19 protein-coding genes and 1 tRNA gene are annotated in these 19,406 nt (G+C 67.4%); 6 read left to right on the top strand and 14 right to left on the bottom strand.

Annotation, left to right across the window (positions count from 1 at the left end):
* Positions 1–19: 19 nt before the first annotated feature.
* The 8 genes from ASF88_RS10260 to ASF88_RS10225 all read right to left on the bottom strand — a co-directional run bounded on the left by ASF88_RS10260 (position 20) and on the right by ASF88_RS10225 (position 6,931).
* Positions 20–2,026: a S53 family peptidase gene (locus ASF88_RS10260; RefSeq protein ID WP_235493403.1), complete on the bottom strand. Its 2,007-nt coding sequence runs from the start codon at positions 2,024–2,026 to the stop codon at positions 20–22.
* A gap of 212 nt (positions 2,027–2,238) precedes the next feature.
* A complete protein-coding gene (rplA, locus tag ASF88_RS10255) occupies positions 2,239–2,928 on the bottom strand; it encodes a 50S ribosomal protein L1 (protein WP_055917638.1) in 690 nt (229 codons plus the stop codon).
* A 78-nt stretch (positions 2,929–3,006) separates the two neighbouring features.
* Positions 3,007–3,438, bottom strand: coding sequence for a 50S ribosomal protein L11 (gene rplK / locus ASF88_RS10250; RefSeq protein ID WP_055890341.1), 432 nt, complete (start codon positions 3,436–3,438; stop codon positions 3,007–3,009).
* Positions 3,439–3,560: 122 nt separating this feature from the next.
* On the bottom strand, positions 3,561–4,481 hold the full coding sequence (gene nusG, locus ASF88_RS10245) for a transcription termination/antitermination protein NusG (RefSeq protein ID WP_055917637.1): 921 nt from the start codon (positions 4,479–4,481) through the stop codon (positions 3,561–3,563).
* A gap of 53 nt (positions 4,482–4,534) precedes the next feature.
* Positions 4,535–4,807, bottom strand: a complete 273-nt coding sequence (gene secE / locus ASF88_RS10240) for a preprotein translocase subunit SecE (protein WP_055917632.1) — start codon at positions 4,805–4,807, stop codon at positions 4,535–4,537.
* 42 nt (positions 4,808–4,849) lie between these two features.
* A tRNA-Trp gene (locus tag ASF88_RS10235) sits at positions 4,850–4,922 on the bottom strand.
* 133 nt (positions 4,923–5,055) lie between these two features.
* Positions 5,056–5,724 (bottom strand): LuxR C-terminal-related transcriptional regulator, encoded by a 669-nt coding sequence (locus ASF88_RS10230; RefSeq protein WP_055917629.1) that lies wholly within the window; start codon positions 5,722–5,724, stop codon positions 5,056–5,058.
* Between the two features lie 4 nt (positions 5,725–5,728).
* Positions 5,729–6,931, bottom strand: a complete 1,203-nt coding sequence (locus tag ASF88_RS10225) for an ATP-binding protein (protein WP_055917626.1) — start codon at positions 6,929–6,931, stop codon at positions 5,729–5,731.
* Positions 6,932–7,046: 115 nt separating this feature from the next.
* Between ASF88_RS10225 and ASF88_RS10220 the strand changes: the two genes are divergently transcribed.
* The 3 genes from ASF88_RS10220 to ASF88_RS10210 all read left to right on the top strand — a co-directional run bounded on the left by ASF88_RS10220 (position 7,047) and on the right by ASF88_RS10210 (position 10,463).
* Positions 7,047–8,630, top strand: a complete 1,584-nt coding sequence (locus tag ASF88_RS10220) for a PspC domain-containing protein (protein ID WP_055917624.1) — start codon at positions 7,047–7,049, stop codon at positions 8,628–8,630.
* A gap of 11 nt (positions 8,631–8,641) precedes the next feature.
* Entirely contained in the window at positions 8,642–9,073 is a 432-nt protein-coding gene (locus tag ASF88_RS10215; protein WP_157498305.1) for a hypothetical protein, read from the top strand.
* Positions 9,074–9,392: 319 nt separating this feature from the next.
* Complete coding sequence (locus ASF88_RS10210; RefSeq protein WP_082518893.1) at positions 9,393–10,463, top strand: nucleotidyltransferase family protein; 1,071 nt, start codon at positions 9,393–9,395, stop codon at positions 10,461–10,463.
* A 14-nt stretch (positions 10,464–10,477) separates the two neighbouring features.
* On the opposite strand, the gene ASF88_RS10205 is transcribed toward ASF88_RS10210, so the two are convergent.
* Genes ASF88_RS10205 through ASF88_RS10195 form a run of 3 tightly spaced genes read right to left on the bottom strand, consistent with a single transcriptional unit; the run spans position 10,478 to position 13,556 of the window.
* Complete coding sequence (locus ASF88_RS10205) at positions 10,478–11,887, bottom strand: sugar transferase (protein ID WP_082518892.1); 1,410 nt, start codon at positions 11,885–11,887, stop codon at positions 10,478–10,480.
* Entirely contained in the window at positions 11,884–12,984 is a 1,101-nt protein-coding gene (locus ASF88_RS10200) for an LCP family protein (RefSeq protein ID WP_055917611.1), read from the bottom strand. The genes ASF88_RS10205 and ASF88_RS10200 overlap by 4 nt, the downstream gene beginning before the upstream one ends.
* Positions 12,981–13,556, bottom strand: coding sequence for an arsenate reductase/protein-tyrosine-phosphatase family protein (locus tag ASF88_RS10195; RefSeq protein WP_055917608.1), 576 nt, complete (start codon positions 13,554–13,556; stop codon positions 12,981–12,983). The genes ASF88_RS10200 and ASF88_RS10195 overlap by 4 nt, the downstream gene beginning before the upstream one ends.
* 293 nt (positions 13,557–13,849) lie before the next feature.
* Between ASF88_RS10195 and ASF88_RS10190 the strand changes: the two genes are divergently transcribed.
* Genes ASF88_RS10190 through ASF88_RS10180 form a run of 3 tightly spaced genes read left to right on the top strand, consistent with a single transcriptional unit; the run spans position 13,850 to position 16,829 of the window.
* Positions 13,850–14,947 carry an ATP-binding protein gene (locus tag ASF88_RS10190; RefSeq protein ID WP_055917604.1) on the top strand — a complete coding sequence of 366 codons (1,098 nt, stop codon included), beginning with the start codon at positions 13,850–13,852 and terminating at the stop codon, positions 14,945–14,947.
* The gene (locus tag ASF88_RS21160) at positions 14,935–15,291 is read left to right on the top strand and encodes a PqqD family protein (protein ID WP_055917601.1); all 357 of its coding nucleotides are present in this window, start codon (positions 14,935–14,937) and stop codon (positions 15,289–15,291) included. The genes ASF88_RS10190 and ASF88_RS21160 overlap by 13 nt, the downstream gene beginning before the upstream one ends.
* Positions 15,292–15,293: 2 nt before the next feature.
* Positions 15,294–16,829 carry a polysaccharide biosynthesis tyrosine autokinase gene (locus tag ASF88_RS10180; RefSeq protein ID WP_082518891.1) on the top strand — a complete coding sequence of 512 codons (1,536 nt, stop codon included), beginning with the start codon at positions 15,294–15,296 and terminating at the stop codon, positions 16,827–16,829.
* Between the two features lie 31 nt (positions 16,830–16,860).
* On the opposite strand, the gene ASF88_RS10175 is transcribed toward ASF88_RS10180, so the two are convergent.
* The 3 genes from ASF88_RS10175 to ASF88_RS20360 are packed head-to-tail and all read right to left on the bottom strand — an operon-like array spanning position 16,861 to position 19,380.
* On the bottom strand, positions 16,861–18,129 hold the full coding sequence (locus ASF88_RS10175; RefSeq protein WP_055917595.1) for an O-antigen ligase family protein: 1,269 nt from the start codon (positions 18,127–18,129) through the stop codon (positions 16,861–16,863).
* Positions 18,126–19,160 carry a glycosyltransferase family 4 protein gene (locus ASF88_RS10170; protein WP_162242569.1) on the bottom strand — a complete coding sequence of 345 codons (1,035 nt, stop codon included), beginning with the start codon at positions 19,158–19,160 and terminating at the stop codon, positions 18,126–18,128. Before ASF88_RS10170 ends, ASF88_RS10175 begins: the two co-directional genes overlap by 4 nt.
* A gap of 46 nt (positions 19,161–19,206) precedes the next feature.
* The gene (locus ASF88_RS20360) at positions 19,207–19,380 is read right to left on the bottom strand and encodes a hypothetical protein (protein WP_157498304.1); all 174 of its coding nucleotides are present in this window, start codon (positions 19,378–19,380) and stop codon (positions 19,207–19,209) included.
* Positions 19,381–19,406 lie beyond the last annotated feature (26 nt).

The raw sequence follows: 19,406 nt of genomic DNA, 5'->3' as shown, positions 1-19,406 counted from the left end.
CCTCGTGCGAGTGGAGCGGTCAGTGCCTGCCCTGTGCCACCAGGTTCAGGAGGTTGAACGAGACGCCGCCGAGGCCGGTGACGTCGTCATAGCCCTTCGCCGTCTTCAGCGAGGTGTCCTGATCGAGCGTGATGAAATAGGTGTTCCCGCTGTTCTTGCTGGTGTAGACCAGTGCCTGCGGCGGGTTCTGCGGCACGACGTCGCGGAACGCGCTCGGCAGCACGCGCTTGACCGCGTAGAGCGTCGGGTTCGCGAACCCGATGGTCTTCCCGGTCGCTTGCTGCACGATGGCGATCTGCGCTGCCACGATCGGAGAGGCCAGCGACGTTCCGCCGTACGTCTGATTGACGTAGTCACCCGTCGCCAGCGTGGTGTCGTCCACGATCGGCCGGATGCCGATCTGGAACCCGGTGTACGGGTCTGCCAGCGCTGCGACGTCCGGGGAGACCCGGAACCCGTTGCTCAGCGCCTGCGGGACGATCCCCCGCTGGTAGTCCGGAGCCGGGAACACGGCGCTGACGCCTCCACCCGCGCCGCCGGCGAACAAAGAGCCCGGAAGGGGCTCCGAGTACGCGAGCGAGCCGTCGGCGTTCTTGACGATCTTGTCGAGCTGGTCTCCCCAGCCGGTCTCCCACGCGATCGAGCCGTTCTTGGCGATGCCGAGGCTGGTACCGCCGACGGAGGTCACCCACGGCGACGACGCAGGGAAGTCCGGCGACGCGTAGCCGAGGCCGTCCGGCGGAGCCGCCGCCTCGTCACCGTTGTCTCCGCTGGAGAAGTAGAGCCCGATCCCCTCGCCCGCAGCCTGGAGCTGGAGGTTGACCTCGCCCTGGATCACGTCGGCCGGCACGGCCTCTCCCACGTTCCCGTAGCTGTTGCTGACGATGTTCGCGAGCTTGTTGTCCAGGATCTTCGACATCGCGATGTCCAGGCCGCCGCTGCAGTCGGTTCCTCCGACGTACAGGATGCGTGCTCCCGGGGCGACCGAGTGGACGGACTCGACGTCCAGCGTCTGTTCGCCCTGCCATCCGCTCGGCTGCTGGCACAGCTCCTGGTCGGTGAACTGGCTGGGCGCGGGCACGAGCTGTTGGTAGCTCGACATCGTCAGTCCGGGCTCGCCGTTCTGCTGGGCGAGGCTGTTCGCGTCCTTCAGGATCGTCGGGCTGGCGTAGGCGTCGATGATCGCGACGGTCTGCCCGCTGCCGTTGACGCCCCGCTTGTTGAGGTCCGTCAGTCCGTAGGCGCTGCGCAGCTGCTGCGGGGTGTAACCGCAGTTGTAGGTGCTGTAGGTCGTCTGCCCGTTGTACGCGGGAGGAACTGTGACGGTGTTCTCGCCGATGTAGTGCGAGCAGGGGGTCTGGATGACCGGAGCCACGGCCGCTTTGCGCGTGATCTGCGGGTCAGCAGATGCTCCGATATCGCCCTGCTGGATCGAGTCGGGCCGTGTCAGCAGTCGCGACTGCTCGATGCTGACGGCGGACACCTTGTTGCCGACCGCTGCGGGGAGCGAAGGCGCGGAGGCGGGGCCGACCAGACGGTGCCCTGCGACCTCGTAGCTGTGCAGCGACGTGCCGAACACCGAGCCGAGCTGATCCGGTGTCCCGCGGAAGACGACGTACTGCCTGCTGGCCGGTTCGCCCTGGATGGTGAGACCCGCCGTCTTCAGGAACGACACCACGGAGTCGTAATCCGCCTGCGTCGGCGAGACCCGCGCGATCCACTGCTGGGGGCTCAGCGCTTTCCGATACCCCGCCAGCGACGGGTTCGAGACCTGCTTCGCCAGCGTCTCCGCGCCCTTCTGGTCGCGGAGGGGGAGATAGATCTCGCCCTGAACTGTTGTGTCGGCCGGTGCCACACCGGCGTCGTTCTGGGCTGTGGCCCACGACGGGACGGATTTGGCGTAGGTCACCCGATCGGCGGCGTTCGCCGCGGATGCGCCTGCCAACGACAACGCCACCACGGCGGTCGTGGTGGCGATGATTCCCAATGCCCTCTTGTGAAGGGGCGAGGTGGTGCGAGATGCCATCAAAGAATCCTTCGCTTGGACTGACTCGACTGCGAGCCGTCGCGTGATGCGCGACAGGCCGAACATAGCCCGAGCGTTCTACCTCCGCAAGATGGGGTAGACAAGTCTGTCGAAGTAATTGCCGCGCTGCAACGTTCTCGCGGCGAGCCGCCCTCAACGACGGAGGGCCGGAACCGCAGCGCGGTTCCGGCCCTCCGAGGAGTGCGACGCGATCAGATGGCGTTGACGTCCAGCGGGATGCCCGGGCCGAACGTGGTCGACACGGCGCCCTTCTGGATGTAACGGCCCTTCGCGGCGGACGGCTTGAGACGGACGACCTCGTCGAGGGCGGCCTTGATGTTCTCATCGAGCTGCTCGGCGGTGAAGCCCGCCTTGCCGACCACGAAGTGCACGTTCGAGTGCTTGTCGACGCGGAACTCGATCTTTCCGCCCTTGATGTCGGAGACGGCCTTCGCGACGTCCGGCGTGACGGTGCCGGTCTTCGGGTTCGGCATCAGGCCGCGCGGGCCGAGCACCTTGCCGAGACGGCCGACCTGGCCCATGAGCTCCGGAGTGGAGACGGCCGAGTCGAAGTCGGTGTAACCGCCGGCGACCTTCTCGATCAGGTCGGTGCCGCCGACCTCGTCGGCGCCAGCGGCGATCGCGGCCTCGGCGGCCGGGCCGGTCGCGAACACGATGACGCGCGCGGTCTTGCCGGTACCGTGAGGAAGGATGACGGTACCGCGGACCATCTGGTCCGCCTTGCGCGGGTCCACGCCGAGCTTCAGCGCGACCTCGACGGTCGAGTTGAACTTGGCGGAACCGGTCTCCTTCGCGAGGGTGACGGCCTCGGTCGGGGTGTAGAACTTGCCGGCCTCGATCTTGTCGGCCGCGGCCCGGTAGGCCTTGGACTTCTGTGCCATGAGATTTCTCCTAACGAGAATGTGGTGCGAGCCTGGCCGGCTCTGCCACGGTGATGTCTGGATGACGGGGGGTCGGGCTTACGCCTCGACCGTGATGCCCATCGAACGGGCGGTGCCTGCGATGATCTTCGACGCCGCGTCGATGTCGTTGGCGTTGAGGTCGACCATCTTCTGCTCGGCGATGGCGCGCACCTGCTCCTGGGTCAGCTTGCCGACCTTGGTCGTGTGCGGGACGCCGGAGCCCTTGGGGACGCCTGCCGCCTTCTTGATCAGCTCGGCCGCGGGCGGGGTCTTCAGGACGAACGTGAACGAGCGGTCCTCGTACACGGTGATCTCGACCGGGATGACGTTGCCGCGCTGCGACTCGGTCGCCGCGTTGTACGCCTTGCAGAACTCCATGATGTTCACGCCGTGCTGACCCAGGGCCGGGCCGATCGGCGGGGCCGGGTTGGCAGCGCCGGCGTTGATCTGAAGCTTGATCAGACCGGTGACCTTCTTCTTCGGTGCCATGTCTCTTCCTTCTTTGTGTATTCGAGCCCGTGGGCGTCACGCCCGCGTCGCTCTCCCGGTTTCTCGGCCCTTCCGAGACCCGGTGATTCGTAAAACAGTGGGGAGGCTCTGAAGAATTCCCGTCAGAGCTTCGTGACCTGGTCGAAGCTCAGCTCGACCGGGGTCTCGCGCTCGAAGAGGGACACCAGCACGGTGAGCTTGCCGCTCTCCGGCTTGATCTCGCTGATCGAGCCAGGCAGACCCGCGAACGAGCCTTCCTTGATGGTGATGGTCTCGCCGATCTCGAAGTCGACCTCGGCCGGGATGACCCGCGCGGCGGTCTTCTGCCCCTTGGCGGCACCCTTGGCCGGAGCCTGCTCGACCTGAACGAGGCTCTTCAGCATCGAGAAGGCCTCCTCGAAGCGGAGCGGAGTCGGGTTGTGCGCGTTGCCGACGAAGCCGGTGACGCCCGGCGTGTGGCGGACCACCGACCAGCTGTCCTCGTTGAGGTCCATGCGCACCAGCACGTAGCCGGGGATGCGTACGCGGTTGACCATCTTGCGCTGGCCGTTCTTGATCTCGACCACGTCTTCCATGGGGACCTGGACCTCGAAGATGAAGTCCTCCATGTTCATCGAGACCATGCGGTTCTCGATGTTCGACTTCACGCGGCGCTCGAATCCGGCGTAAGAGTGGATGACGTACCACTTGCCGAACTTGGCGCGCAGCTCGGCGCGGAACTCCTCATAGGGGTCCGCGGCGACCTCGTCCTCGTCCTCGACGGCCTCCTGAGCGGCCTCGGCCTCTTCGGCCGAGTCGACCTCGAGAGCTTCGTCGACGGCGCGGTCGGCCTCGGGGTCGACGGCCTCGGCCATCGCGTCGAGCACGGCGTCGAGATCGATCTCGGTGCCGTCTTCGGCGACGATGTGCAGCGCCTCGTGCTCCGCGGGGTCGGACGACTCCTCGTCGCGCTCCAGGACGTTGCCCGTCTGCGCCTCGTCGTCTTCGGAGGACTGCTCGGCGGCGGTCGCCCAGTCCACGTCGTCGCGGTTCGTCTCAGACACTGAATTCATTCCATTTCTGTCGGTATGGCCGTGCGGTCGGTCGGCTGCTGGATCTACTTCGGATTGCCGAAGACCCACACCACGCCGAGACCGAACACCCAGTCGAGCAGGGACACGATCGCCATCATGATCACCACGAACACGAGCACGACGCCGGTGTAACTCAAGAGCTCCCTGCGCGTCGGCGTGACGACCTTCTTGAGCTCGCCGAAGACCTGCCGGATGAACAGGGCGATCCGCGCGAAGGGGTTGCGCTTGGCAGCGCGCTCCTTCTTGGCGTTGGCGACGATCTCCTCGCTCGGCTCGTCGATTACCTTTCGGGCCACCTCGTTACACCTTTCGTGGACCGGCATCGGGATGCCGGCTTGCAGGGCGGACAGGAATCGAACCTGCAACCTGCGGTTTTGGAGACCGCTGCTCTGCCAATTGAGCTACCGCCCTAGGGATTGTGAACCGCGAAACCCTCCTGGCATCGCGAAAATAGGCGCAGAAAAGCTTGGCAGATTCAACCACCGCACCCAAGTGTACGGGACACCGCACCCCCTCGCAAAAACGCCCGTCCTCGGGCCGCGAACTACAGCAGCTTGCGCTCGAGCGCCCACGCGGTGAGCTCGTGGCGCGACGAGAGCTGGAGTTTGCGGAGAACCGCGGACACGTGGGTCTCGACGGTCTTGACCGAGATGAACAGCTCGGCGGCGACCTCCTTGTAGGCGTAGCCGCGCGCGATCAGGCGCATGACCTCCCTCTCTCGGGCCGAGAGACGGTCGAGTTCGTCCGTGCTCTCGGCCTGCTCACCCGCCGTGGCCCCGAAGGCGTCGAGCACGAAGCCGGCGAGCTTCGGGGAGAAGACCGCGTCGCCTCCTGCCACGGCGACGACCGCATCGCTCACCTGGCGCCCGGAGCTGCCCTTGGTCAGGTAACCGCGGGCGCCCGCGCGGATGACGCCGACGACGTCCTCGGCCGCGTCCGAGACGCTCAGCGCGAGGAAACGCGTCCCCGCGCTCTCGGCGACCGTGCGGCGGAGGACCTCCGCACCGCCTCCGCCCGCGCCACCCGGCAGGTGGACGTCGAGCAGCACCACCTCCGGCCGGGTGCGCAGGATCGCCTCCACCGCCCCGTCGACGTCCTGCGCCTCCGCGACCACGCGGAGGCGGTCGTCCAGGTCGGCGCGGAGGCCCGAGCGGAAGATCGAATGGTCGTCCACGATCACGACGGTGATCGGACGCGGCGTCTCGTCGGTCATGTGCTCATTCTCGCTCCCCCGGCAGCTCGACCGTCAGGTGGACCTCCGTGCCGGTGTCGCGCGCGGTGACCGTCGCCCGACCTCCCGCCCGGCGCATCCGGCCGATGATCGACTCGCGCACCCCGAGGCGCCCCTCCGGCAGCGCGTCGATGTCGAAGCCGGGGCCCCGGTCGCGGACGAAGACGTCGACCGAGCCCCTGCCCGACTCGATGTACACCGAGACGTCGCCTCCCGCGTGCCGGGCGGCGTTGAGCATCGCCTCGCGGGCGGCCGCGGCCAGCTCTGACGGTGCGCGGCGCACGGGGTCGCCTGCGCTCACCACGTCGAAGTGCACGGCGTGGTCCACCTCCAGCGCAGCCGCGACCGAGCGGAGCTCTGCCGCGAGATCCTCGGCGTCCGGCACGGCGCCCTCCGCCGCCTCGGCGTACAGCCAGTCGCGCAGCTCGCGCTCCTGGGCGCGGGCGATCCTCCCGACCTCGCTCGAGGCTCCCGCGCGGTTCTGGATGAGCGCCAGGGTCTGCAGCACGGAGTCGTGCAGGTGCGCCGCCATCTCGGCGCGCTGCTCTTCGCGGACGCGCGCGGTGCGCTCGGCGATGAGCTCCGTCCAGAGCCGGAGCCCCCAGGGGCCGACCATGACCGCAGCTCCCGCGAACGTCGCGCCGATGATCGCGAGCCACAGCAGCCCGGACCCGCGCGCCGCCTGCATCGCACTGAGAACGAGCGCCAGGGCGACGAGGAACCCGCCGGCCGCGAGCCGGAAGCCCGTCGGAGTGAGCCTCGACGGCATCGCGCTCTCGTCGTCGACCAGCTGCTCCCACAGCACGGCGGCGACCAGGAGAGCGATCGACGCGAGAACCGCGCCCACCGCCGCGTCGGGAGCGCCCCCGGCGACCAGCGCGATCGCGGCCAGTCCGGAGGCCGCCCCGCCGACGGCGAGGACCCATGGCAGGTTCACCCGTCGCCGCACGCGCTCGTCGGAGCTGCCGGGAGCGGGGTCGCGGAGCGGGGTGAGCGCCCACAGCCACGCGTAGAAGAGCGCGCCGGCCCCGCCCAGGAGCGCGGTGCCGACCAGTACCCAGCGCACGGCGACGACCGGCCAGCCGAGGTGATCGGCCAGCGCGACGCTCACCCCGCCGACCATGCAGTCGCGCGGTCGTGCCAACGGTGCGCGCGTCGCGCGCTCGCCGGGCAGGGGTGCAGAGGCCATACCTGGAATCCAAGCAGACGGGACCGCGGCCCGACAGCCGAGCCGGGAGGAATCAGGGTCCGCTCAGGGTGACCCCGGATAGCGGGAGGTGGTCGTCGCGCGCCACGATCGAGTCATGGTGAACGACGGCACGACCCCTCCTCCCCCTCCCGGCGCCACGACGCCCGGATCGACGCCCGCGGGCCCGTCGGCCTCCGGGCCGTACGGCGGACCGCAGACCGGATTCTCCGGCCGCGGCACCCGGTTCTTCGACTGGATGCGCAGCCTCGGCATCTCGCGCACCGACGGCTGGATCGGCGGCGTCTGCGCGGGCATCGCGTACCGGATCGGGATCGACCCGCTGATCGTCCGTGGAATCGCCGTCGTCGCCGCACTGCTCGGCGCCCCGGTGGTGCTGCTGTACGCGATCGCCTGGGCGCTGCTCCCCGACCGCGACGGCCGGATCCACCTGAAGCGCCTGTTCGAGGGCGAGTTCGAGGCTCCCATCGTCGCGATCGGTGTGCTGGTCGTGCTCTCGCTGCTGCCGTGGACCAACGGGGTCTGGTGGTTCGGCGGCCCGTTCGGCCACGATCCCGGCTGGTTCGACGTCGTCAGCCGCATCTTCTGGACCCTCATCGTCCTCGGCGCCGCTGCCGCTCTCATCGTGGTGGCCGTCCGCAACGCCGACAAGCGCTCGGGCGGAGGCGGCAGCACGGCGGCTCCGGCGAGCGCGCCGCCCTCCAGCGCGGCCGCATGGACGGGCGCGACGACCTCGACCACGGCGTCCACCTCGGCCACGGCGGCTTCCGCGGCTGTGCCGCCTGCGCCGGCCGTCGCGATCGGCTCGGAGCCTCCCGCACCCCCCGCGCCGGACGCACAGGCGACGGAACAGGAGGTCGCCGACTGGCGCGACCGACAGGCGCAGTGGAGGGCTGAGCACGATCAGTGGAAGCAGCGCCTCGCCGAGGACATGCGCGCCGTGAAGGCTCAGCGGTCCGCCCAGCTGCGGGCCGAGGCCTCCGCTGCGAACGCCCAGGCCGAGGCACGTCGGGCCGCCTATCGTGCCGCCAACCCGAAGGTCGGGGCGGCGATCGGGTGGCTCGCCGTCGGGCTGGCGCTGGTCGCCGCCTCGCTCACCGGAGCGTTCTGGGGAGCCATCACCGGCCTTCCCGGTTACGCGCTCACGGCCTCCCTCGCGGCGGCGACGCTCGTCTTCGGAGTGACCGTGCTGATCGCGGGGATCGCCCGTCGCCGGAGCGGATTCCTGATCTTCCTCGGCATCCTGATGGCCGTGCTCACCGCGCTGGCGGCGCTCCTGCCGACCTCGCCCGGTGTGCGTCTCGATGCGAACGTCAGCACCGGGACCCACCTTTCCGTGACCCCCACCGACAACGCCAACTACCTCCAGGGCTGGGGCGACACGACGATCGATCTCACCCGGGCGGTCACGGCCTCCGGAACGCCGGTCGTCAACCTGGCGAAGGGACCGGGCGAGACGACGGTGATCGTCCCCGACGACGCGACGGTGCGAGTGGAGGCCGCGACGGTTTCGTCGGTCACCGTGACCGACCCGTCGGGAGGTGAGCAGACGCATCACTGCGACCCCGCGCTCCTCGGCGGCTGCAGCACCGACCTCGTCGTCGGGCCCAGCGGGGCTCCGCAGGTGGTCGTCCGTATCGCCCAGGTCGACGACGTCCACATCGACCGCGTCCAGAAGTGAAGGAGAACGACATGACCACCAACGCCGACGACCCCACCCCCGCTTCGGACGACACGATGCCGCTGGAGGACGCCGCAGATGCGGCGGCCGGCGACACCATCTCGCTGGACGAAGCCACTGTGCCCGCCGCGGCGGCTGCGCCGGCTGCGCCCGCCGCGCCCTCGTTCACGTTCGCGCACTCCGTGCCACCGGCCACGTCACGGCCGCCGGTGCGCTGGGCGGGAATCGTCTGGGGGGTACTGCTCGTCGTGTTCTCCAGCGTGACGCTGATCGTGGTCTCGTCGCCGGCACGGCTCGCCGGTGTGACGGTGTGGATCGCATCGCTCACACCGGGAGCCGCCTGGGCTCTGTGGATCGCGCTGCTCGGGCTCGTGATCGTCGTGTCAGCGCTGCTCGGCGCGATCGGAGCCGCTCAGCGGAGCCGCCGTCGCCGCACTTCCTGATCCGTCGCCGTAGGGGTGGTCCCGGCCCTGGCCGCAGAGGCAGCGGACGAGAATCGTCCGACCGCTGTCTTTCATCGTGTGCCGTTCCGTGTGGCCCGGACCGGCGGTCATCATCGTGTCCATGAGCGACTCGTTTCGTATCTTCACGCTCCGACAATGGGCTGGCCCTCAGCGGCCCCACCGGGAATCCCTCACTTTCCCGCGCCTCGCTCCGCGTTACTTCGCCATTGACTTCACCTCCAGAGACGACGTTCACCTCTTCGCACGAGAACGACCGCCCATCGCCTGATCCCCGTCACTCGATGCCGTATCGGTGACTATGAGAAGAAGACGCGGCACAAGTCGTTCGTATCCGCGCCGACAGGCCGCGTGTCTCGCAAAGACGTCGGGCGTTCTCGGCGCGAAATACCGCGGACTTCTCGCGCGGACTCAAGGAGGTGGAGTGAAAAGAATGGTGAATCACGCTGGATCGTCCCTCGCTCCACTGACTGCACCCACCCTGCTCCTCACGGCATCCGTCGCCCGTGTCGCAGCGCTCGACAGGGTTCGTCTGCTCGTCATCAAAGGAATCGCCGCCACCGAATACGGGCTTCGGCCGCCTCGAACCAGCAGCGACGTCGACGTCCTGGTCTCCCCTCACGACTTCGAACGATTCGTCGCCGCCCTCGGAGAGCGCGGCTGGGTGAAACGGGCTCACGACCCGGACACGGGAACGTTTCCGCTGCACGGTGTCAGCATGTATCACCCGGGCTGGGCGGCGGACATCGATGTCCATTTCCGCTATCCCGGTATCGAGAAGTCTGCGAACTCCGTCTTCGAGCTGCTCTGGTCGCAGCGCACGACCATCTGGTGCGGCAACCAGCCGACTCTGATCCCCGGGCTCGCCGACTCGATCATGATCGGCGCAGTCCACGCGATCCGATCGATCTGGGCCGAAAGTCATCGTGCGGAACTCGACTATCTCGTTGGACGTTGCTCGAGCATGAATGTCGGTCTCCTGACCTCTCGTGCGCGAGAGATCGGCGCGCTTGCCACGGCTCGGCCGCTCTTCGAGCGACTCCTGCCGATGCACGTCGACATCGACTGGGGAGAGCCGTCCGACGAGTGGCGCCTACGCACGAAGTTCCCGGAGGCGATCGACCGACGGGCCCTGCTCTGGAAACACGCCACACCACGTGAGCGGCTGTCGCTGCTCCGGCTCGCGCTCTTTCCGCCGGTCTCCGCGCTCGTCAAGCAGACCACCCGGAGCAATCTCCGGCTGCCCGAGCTCCTCGGGAGCTACCTGGCCAGGTGGGGACGTGGGCTGCGCGTGTTGCCGCGGGGTCTTGTCACGCTCACACGCGAGACGTGGCGAACGTCGTCACGTAAAGCCGACCGACCGGAGCGTTGAGTGACGGACGAGCGTCAGTAGGCTCCGTTCGGCCGCAGAACGACCCCGACGGTCTGAATGAGGATGCGGATGTCGCCGGGCACCGACCAGTTCTCGACGTAGAAGAGGTCGAGCCGGACACCCTGCTCCCACGTCAGGTCGGAGCGCCCGCTCACCTGCCACAAGCCGGTCATCCCGGGTTTGACGATGAGCCGGCGATGACTCGGGTCGTCGTACTCTGCGACCTCCGACGGAAGTGGCGGCCGCGGTCCGACCAGGCTCATGTCGCCCTTGAGGACATTCCACAGCTGAGGTAGCTCGTCGATCGATGTACGACGGAGGAACCCCCCGACGCGGGTGACGCGCGGATCGTCTTTCATCTTGAAAAGGGGTCCGGCTCCCTCGTTGCGGTCGAGGAGGCCGGCGAGCTCGGCCTCGGCATTGACGCGCATCGTGCGTAGCTTGACGATCCCGAAGGTCTCCCCATCCCGGCCGATCCGAGACTGACGGAAGAACACCGGCCCCGGGCTGTCCAGCTTGATCAGCAGCGCCACGAAGAGGATGACCGGAAGGAGGATCACAAGCGCGATCGCACTCAACACGATGTCGAACGCTCGTTTCGCGCGGCGGCGGCTGATGGAGCGGTCGGCCGGCTCCACCTCGATGATCGGCAGCCGTTCGATCGGGTGATACGCCGCGCGCGGCGCCGCGAGTTCGGGGACATCCGTCGAGAGCCAGACGACGGCGCCCACTCCCTCGATGTCCCAGAGGAGCTGCCGCACGTTGGCGCCCTCGCGTTCTTCGGTCAGGACGACGATGTCGACCCGATGTTCCGCGACCAGCGAACGGAGATGCGAACCCTTGGCGTTCTCGATCCCGGTCGTCGCGACGACATCGACCGCCACAGGTGCAGCGCGCTCAGCAAAGGCGTGTGCGAGTTCGGAGACACGCTCCGGGGTCCCCACCACGAGTGCCCGTCGGATGTACCTGCCGCGAGTGCGGTGACCGTAGATCCAAGCGCGGCAGACCAGCCGGACGACGAGGAGCGCAAGGAGGCCCAGCGGGATCGCGAATGCAAGGTAGGCGCGCGAGAGATCGAGCTGCAGAGCAAGCGATGCGACCGCGAGAGTGGCGACGAGTTTGACCGTGGCTCGGATCGGCGCTCCGTACGAGGGACCTTCCAGTCGCTTGGGCCACGTGAGGTACGCACCACTTGCGGCAAGAGCGAGGAGCCACGCGACAGCGAGGATTATCGAGAAGACGACATACGAGATGTCGAGGGCGAACAGCTCATCGCCGCCGGCCCCGAAACGAAACGTGTGAGCGACGGCGAGCGCGCCGGCGACGGCCACGGCGTCCGTGGCCACGAGGGCGATGACGTTCCGCTCCCGGACGCTCAGCGAATCCGGCCGGTGTGCGCGTGGCACGTCGGTTCTCAGCATCATTTCCTCCCGTTTCCGAGGGCACCGCTGTCGAGCACGGCGATGACATCGTCGGCGGCCAGTGCGTTTCTGAGTTCCGCGGTTCGCGCCTCGTCCAGACGCACGATCGACTGGCCGTCGGGTGATGTGCCCGTCCCCGCCGTCGGGAGCGTCAATGTGCGGATCGCGTCGGGCTTCAAGCCGTTGAGCCCGAATGCAAGCCCCCCGGCCACAGGCGCGGTCAGACCGGAGTCGGCCGCCAGGTATGTGGCGAGCGTCTGGATGGCAGCCTGCGTGCGGACGGGATTCAGCAACGTCTCTTTCGAGATGAATCCGTGCAGCACGCCGCGGATGAAGGCTTGCTGATTGCGGACGCGCTGGAAGTCCGCGTCAGCGAACGAGTATCGTTCGCGAACAAATGCAAGGGCCGCGGATCCCTCAACCGTGTTGATGCCCTGCTCGAAGCTGTAACCAGGCATGTTCTTGGACGTGAAGGCCCGGTCCGACCAGACTTCGACACCTCCCAGGGCTGTGGCGATGGAGCCGAATCCGCCGAAGTCGACCACCATCACGTGGTCGATCCGCGCATCGAGCAGGCCCTCTACGGTCTGCACCGCAAGCCGTGTGCCTCCCCAGCTGAAGGCAGCGTTGAGTTTCGCGTGGCCATGACCGGGGATGGGCACCCACAGGTCTCGCATCAAGGAGACGATGACGACACCCGAGCGATCGGCTGGAATGTGGACCAGCATGAGGGTGTCCGATCGGTCGCCTGTCGGACCCGATTTCATGACATCGCCCAGACCTGTCCGCGAATCGGAGCCGATGAGGAGGATGTTCGTGACCCCGGCGACGGCGGCAGGGCGGCCCTTCTCCGCGGGGAACGCATGGCTGATCCGTCTGACGCTGTCGTCGAACGAGGCGCCCAGCCAGAACAAGTAGCCGCCGATCAGCCCGACAGGAAGCAGGACGACGACCAGCACCGCAGTGACCCAGATCCAGACGCGACGCCGACGCTTGTCGTTCCGCTTCCCAGGCCTTCGCGCGGCGCGGCCTCGATGCCGTGCTGGGGCTTCGGCGTCGGCTTGGGCTTCGAACCCGAGCTCTTCGAGACCGACGCTCATCGCTCGATCACCTGACCACCGACGAGCGCGTCCACGGCCGGCCCGAGTCGCCCCGCCATGTCATCGAACGCCTGATCGTCATGCCCGTATGGGTCGTCTATGTCGTCGTCCTCGCGAAGGGGGACGAGCCCCGTGCGGCGTGCTTCCATCGCCCGGCTCGTGAGCACGGGCCAGCGTCGAGGGTCGTCGGCACCGGGCGAACCGTTCCCGCCCGAGATCGCGCGGGCGAACTCCATCAGGAGGAACGTGCGCGCGAAAGCGCGTGGCTCGAGCGCCAGGACCCGATCGGTGTGCTCAGCGGCCATCCCAAGAATCAGGTCCGCGGACGCGATGCGTTTCTCCGTCAACTGCGTCGCGACGAAATCCTCCGGATCACCCCCGAGCGCACGGAGCCGAGGTCGGGTCTGCGACGACATCGGCCGCCCGACGACCGCCCGCGTACCGGCGCTCGACACGGACACACCGACCTGACCGACCCTGTCCAGACGAAATCGCAGCAGACGTTCTGCCATCGCCGACCTGCAGATATTGCCGGTGCAGACGAACAGGATGGAAAAGCGAGTGTCGGGCATCGATACTTCCCTCGATCTATCGGCCGCCGCACCGCGCAACGGCCGCCGTGGCTGAAGAGAAGCATGCGCTGGTCACGGTGGCCTCGTCGGGACGCCGATACGAAATCCCTGATGGTCTGAGGTAGCACTTCACCCGGAATTTCGGCTCACAATCGCGTCACACTGGCCAGTCCTCACCTGAAGTGGCTCCGCGGTCACGCTCTCGCGCGCCCCCCGCCCCGATACGGCCGACCGGGCGGTCCCCCTGATACTGATCTGCGCCTGATTTCAATCGCCACATCCCGAGGAGGCACATGCCCGCGAACCCGAGCGATCTGCGCGCACCGCGCCGAGCCCTCGCCATCGCCGCACTGCGGCATCGGCTGAGGCTCGACTTCGTCGGCCTCGGCGCCGAGGCAGCAGCAGCGGAGTTCTCGGCCGCGTGGAATCACCTTCTGGACAACCACAGCGGGCATGCTGCGCGCGAACTCACCGTCGCGGTGCCGGAGAACGACAGAGAAGCGCTCGACGCTGCACAGGCTCAGGCGACATCGCTCATCACGCTGGCCCTCATCGAGCTCAACCTTGGTCGCGGACTGCTCTTTCACGCCGCCGCGGGAGCGGACGCACACGGCCGGGCATTCCTGCTGGTCGGGCCGTCGGGCGCGGGAAAGACAACGGCGATCGCCTACCTCGCCCGGGCGGCCTCGTATCTTACGGACGAGACCGCGTTCGTCGACGAGCAGACAGACGTCCTTCCGTACCCCAAGCCGCTCTCGGTCGTGCGCGAGCTGGGCGGCAAGACGGAGACCTCACCCGCCGAACTCGGCCTCGTCCTCCCGACGCGCGACCGGTTCCGAGTCGGCCGCGTGCTGATCGTCGATCGTCGCCACACGCCGCACACGCCGACCTCGGCTCGCCTGAGCACTGCGGAAGGGATCATGGCGGTCGTCGCTCAACTCTCCGGGTTGAGCTCGCACCCCACGCCACTGTTCGCGCTCGCGCATCTCGCCCGCGAGGTTGGAGGCTTCGAGCGGTTGTCGTATTCCGACGTGCGGGACATCGATCCGTATGCCGGCCCTCCGGCCTCTCCTCCCCTGGGATCGGATGAGTTGGCATTCCTCCTCCCCGCGCGACGACATCACGAAGAGACCGGAACCGGGTTGGTCCAGGCTCTGGTCGACGATGCGATCGAGGTTTCAGGGGTGATCCTGGTCGCGCAAGGCGGCCATGTGAAGGTGCTGTCCGGTATTGCTCGGACCATGTGGCTGCACACCATCCGACCCACCCCGGAGGTCGTACTGCTGCGTGTGCTTCGCGGTATCCACGGTCGCGTCTCCGACGACGAGATGCACTTCCGCCGTGTCGTCGACGGCTTGATCGAGGGAGGAATCCTCGAATGGCGACCCTGAGCTCGGGTGACGCCCAAGGTGATTTCGCTGAGGTCGTGCATCGACATGGGCGAACGATCGTGTGGGTGGGATCCACTGCCGACAGTTGCGTCATCGCGGACACCGACGATTTCCGGCAGTTCCAGCTCAATGGCACGTCATCGCAACTGTGGACACGATTCAACGGGCATGCGAGCGACGCGGCGATCGTCGCCGAAGTCCTCCGGTTGTATCCCGAACATCCCGAAACTGCGGCGGAGGACTGCGTGAACCTGATAGCAGAGCTCGAACGGCTACGCCTGCTCGACTCGACCCGGCCCGAGCCGGACGACGTTATGCCGTCGAACGGCAGAAGGGGACTGTGAGAATGTCTTCGCAGACCGAAACCGCGGAAGCCAGTACCCGAGGGCGGGATGTGCGCGACTTCGTACAGCTGCTTCGGCGGTACTGGGTCGGAGAACTTGCAATCGTCATGTTGACCGTCGGGCTGGTCGCGGCGCTCACGGCCGTGCAACCACGCGTGTACGAGTCCACCGCGAGCGGTTTGACCCAGGCGGCGACCGGCGAAAGCCTATCGATGGCGTTCGCTGGAGAGAGTCTCGCCAAGTCGCGCGCCGAATCCTATGTCCGCGTGGCGAACTCCGATGCCGTGGCTGATCGCGCTCGGAAGATACTCGGCACCGATCGATCGATCGGCGACCTGCTCGGGCACATCCAAGCGAGCCTCCCCGCGGACACCGCGGTGATCGAGATCACCGCCCGCGCGAGCACACCTGACGGCGCGGCGAAGCTGGCGAACGCGTGGATCGCTGGGCTCACGAAGCAGGTACGGGCTCTCGAGGCACCCGAGGGTGCGATCGCCGAGCCCGCGATCTCATTCGTGGCGCTCGCGTCGGCACGCCCTCCGTATTTTCCGTCGTCTCCGAACGTCCAGACGGCCCTCGTGCTGGCCATTCTCGCCGGTATCGCGCTCGCGGTCGTGTACGGCCTGCTGCGGCAGCATTTCGATCGCAGGATCCGCTCTGTGGAACAGATCGAACGGCTGCTCGGTGCGCCCGTCATCGGCACCATCCCCGCCAGTCCGGCACTGGAGGACCGCCGGCGTGTCACCGACAGCGACTCAGGTGACGATGCGGTCGAGCTGTTCACGATCTCGGAATCGCTCCGAGAACTCCGCACCAACCTGAGCTACATCGACGTCGACCAGCCGCCGAAGGTGATCGTCGTCACGAGCTCCATCCCGGGCGAAGGCAAGTCGACGCTGACGGCCAATCTGGCGGACGCGATCGCGTCGGCGAACTCGAACGTGGTCGTGATCGATTGCGATCTCCGCCGCCCGATGCAGTCGACCCTCTTCTCGCTGCGGAGCGGCGTCGGCCTGACGGACGTCCTGAGTGGACGCGTCGATCTCAACGATGCACTTCAGGCCCCGTCAGACAGTCCCCATCTGCGCGTACTCGGAGCAGGACGCGTCCCGCCGAACCCGAGTGAGCTGCTCGGATCGAGGACGATGCGAGAACTCGTGAGTGCGCTTGCCGACGTGGCGATCGTCATCCTCGACGCACCGCCGCTCCTCTCCGTCACCGATGCGGCGATCATGGGCACCATCGCGGACGGCGTGGTCATCACGGTCGGTGCCAAGCAGGTCACCGGTGAGCAACTCGAGAAGGCGTACCGGTCCGTAGTGAGAGTCAACGGTAAAGTGCTCGGCGTCGTGCTCAACAAGATTCCCCCGAGGGGGATCGACTCCCACGACTACGGCTACTACCGCAGCAATTACTACACGTCGAACGCCGACGAGTCAGGCGAGGCGCAGCCGGTCGCTTCGATCGAAGCAGGAGGCGACACCTCGGTGGACGGGCAGGCGAACGAGCAGCGCTCGCGACGCGCAAGCCGTAGCTGACGAGGGAAGCCTCACTGCCGCTATAACGAGTTCAGGGAGTCACTCCCGCTCGCACGACGAGTCCGCTTCTATCGAGCACAGGACCGTCGACGGAGCGATCCGAACGAGGCAACACCATGAACATGCAGACGAGTACCCCGATGTTGATCCACGTCCACACGTCGAACGAGAAATACATCGCGAACACCATCACCAAGATTGCGCGCACGGTTCGGTCGCTCAAGGCGAACGTGACGACCGAGAGCGCGAACAGAACGATCGCGCCGACAATGCCCATGGTCCCCAAGGCGTAGACCAGCATGTTGTCGACGGTCTCCAGGTAGATCTGTTGCATGAGGCCCCGGTCGTACAGCTGAACGATGCTCCCGAAGCCGTTGCCGAACCAGGACTCGGCAGGTGGTCTGTCCAGCAGCGCCGGCACCGACACCAGCGCACCGAGGCGGTGCGTCCACGACCCGGAGTCCATCAGATCTTCAGCGATCCGAACAATGCCGATGTCGATGTTGAGAAGCACGATTCCGACCGCGATGAGGATCACGACGGATCGCAACCATTTCGCGAGGGAACCATTGAGGGCTACGTGCACCAGAATGCCCGCCGCGATCGACAGGATCGCACTTCGCGTCCCCGAGAGGGCGATACCGGCCGTCGCGACGCTGAGGTTGATAAGGCGCACCTTCTGCGACCACCGAGCCGGATTGGACCACGCGATGATGAAGGCGAAGCCGCAGAAGATCGCGAATGGGATCGGATGCCCGAGCGTGCCCTGCGTGCGCGCGAGCTCGTCGCCCGTGAGCGGATTCCAGCGGACACCGCCGACATATCCCCAGATCGGTTCCGGGAGGACCGTGACCTCGAGCACGGCGATCGCGACCTGTACGGCCGCGGCGGTCGCGACGAACGCGTACACGACTCGGAGTTCGATCGGGTCGATTCTCGCCGCGACCCAGGCCATTAGTCCGGCAACGCTGAAATAGATCACCGTCCAGGTCAACGGCCAGCTTCCGGTGAGCAGAATCCCGAGGACGAGGTACGCCAGCCAGCCGGCCACCACCCAGAACCGGACGCCGCCCGAACGGATCGCACGCGAACGCACCAACGAGAGGATGAGGATCGCGCTCGCAACGATCGCACTCACCTGCCAAACGGCCTCCGGCGCTCCGTTGTCCACGCCAATGGTGATGACGAGAAGTGCGAGTCCGACCGCGACGCCGCGGCTCAACCGAGGGGGAACGAAAAGCATGAAGAGGACAACGCCCAGCAGTCCCCCGGCAGCTCCGAGCAGGAGGACGGGGTTCATGCTCGCCGCACTGGCTCACTCAGTCGGCGGTAGGCCGCGAGCATCGGCTCGAACACCCGCTGGGGAGACGCCTCCGCGTCGACCCAGCGTTTCGCGGCCTCGACCGCGTTGCTGCGATCGCCATCGTGCTCGACGACGCGGGCGATCGTCGCAGCGAACTGTGCGTCCGTTGCGTCATCCGCGACCTCGAAACCTCGTCCTTCGGAGAGAAGGCCGTTGGACGCGGACACTGTGGCCACGACCGGCCTCTGGCGGTCGAATGCCTCCAGCACGGCCAACGAGGTCCCTTCCCAGCGCGAGGTCATCACCAGGCAGTGTGCGTCATCGAGCCGGGATGAGACGTCGTCGACGTGACCGATGAAGTCGATGGGTGCTCCGAGTTCGCGTGCCAACCGACGAGCCGAGGCACTCAGCTCGCCATCGCCTGCCCACGTCGCCTCTACCGGAATATCGCGGGAGAGCCGGGCGATGACACGCACGAATCGAAGAGGGTCCTTCTGTTCCGCGAGGCGGCCCACCGCGAGCACGTGCAGCGGCGAGGTCGGGGGGTTCGGAGCCGATGGCGATCCGACCTGTCGTTGCGCCGGCGCGTTCCCGACGACGACCACGCGCTCACGCGGGCGGCCCGCGTCAACCACAACCATCTCGGCGACCGTCGGGCCGACGGCGAAGATCACGCGGCTGCGGAAGGAGAGCGCGCGCGGCCGTACGGTGGGCAGGCGGGTGTGCGCGTGCTCGACGACGGGGATCCCGAGAAGGCGACCGATGACGAGTGCCTGCAGGGCCTCCCTGCGTTGATGAGCATGCAGGACATGAGGACGGACCTGGCGTGCCGCCTCGAGGAGAGCCTTCGTCTGACCGAAGAAGCTACCGCCTTCGGCGGCGATGAAGCGTACGGATGGTGCCAGCTGCCCGACCGCGATTCCACGCTCGCCGTAGACCGAGACCTCCACACCGTGGTCGCGCGCCAGCCAATTGGACAGGTCGACGACGACCTGCTGGGCGCCTCCCTGCCCGAGGTTGTCGACCACGTGCATCACGCGGAGCGGGTCGCCAGCTGTGGATGCCGACGCCATCTCAGCTCGGTTCGATGACCTGGACGTCGCCGAGCGCGTTGCGCGCCTTGTCGAGGGCCTCGCCGATGTTGCGCGCGTCCATCACGACCACGGCGGCGGTGCCGTTCGGGAGGCGGAGCCGGAGTTCGAAGGGGCGAAGGGGAGACGGTGTGCGGGTGGGGGCTGTAGTGGACACGCTGGAACTGTAGGTGCGGGAATCGT

It is taken from the genome of Leifsonia sp. Leaf336 (assembly GCF_001423695.1).
Classification (GTDB): domain Bacteria; phylum Actinomycetota; class Actinomycetes; order Actinomycetales; family Microbacteriaceae; genus Leifsonia.
This window is presented reverse-complemented; position numbering and strand designations above follow the sequence as displayed.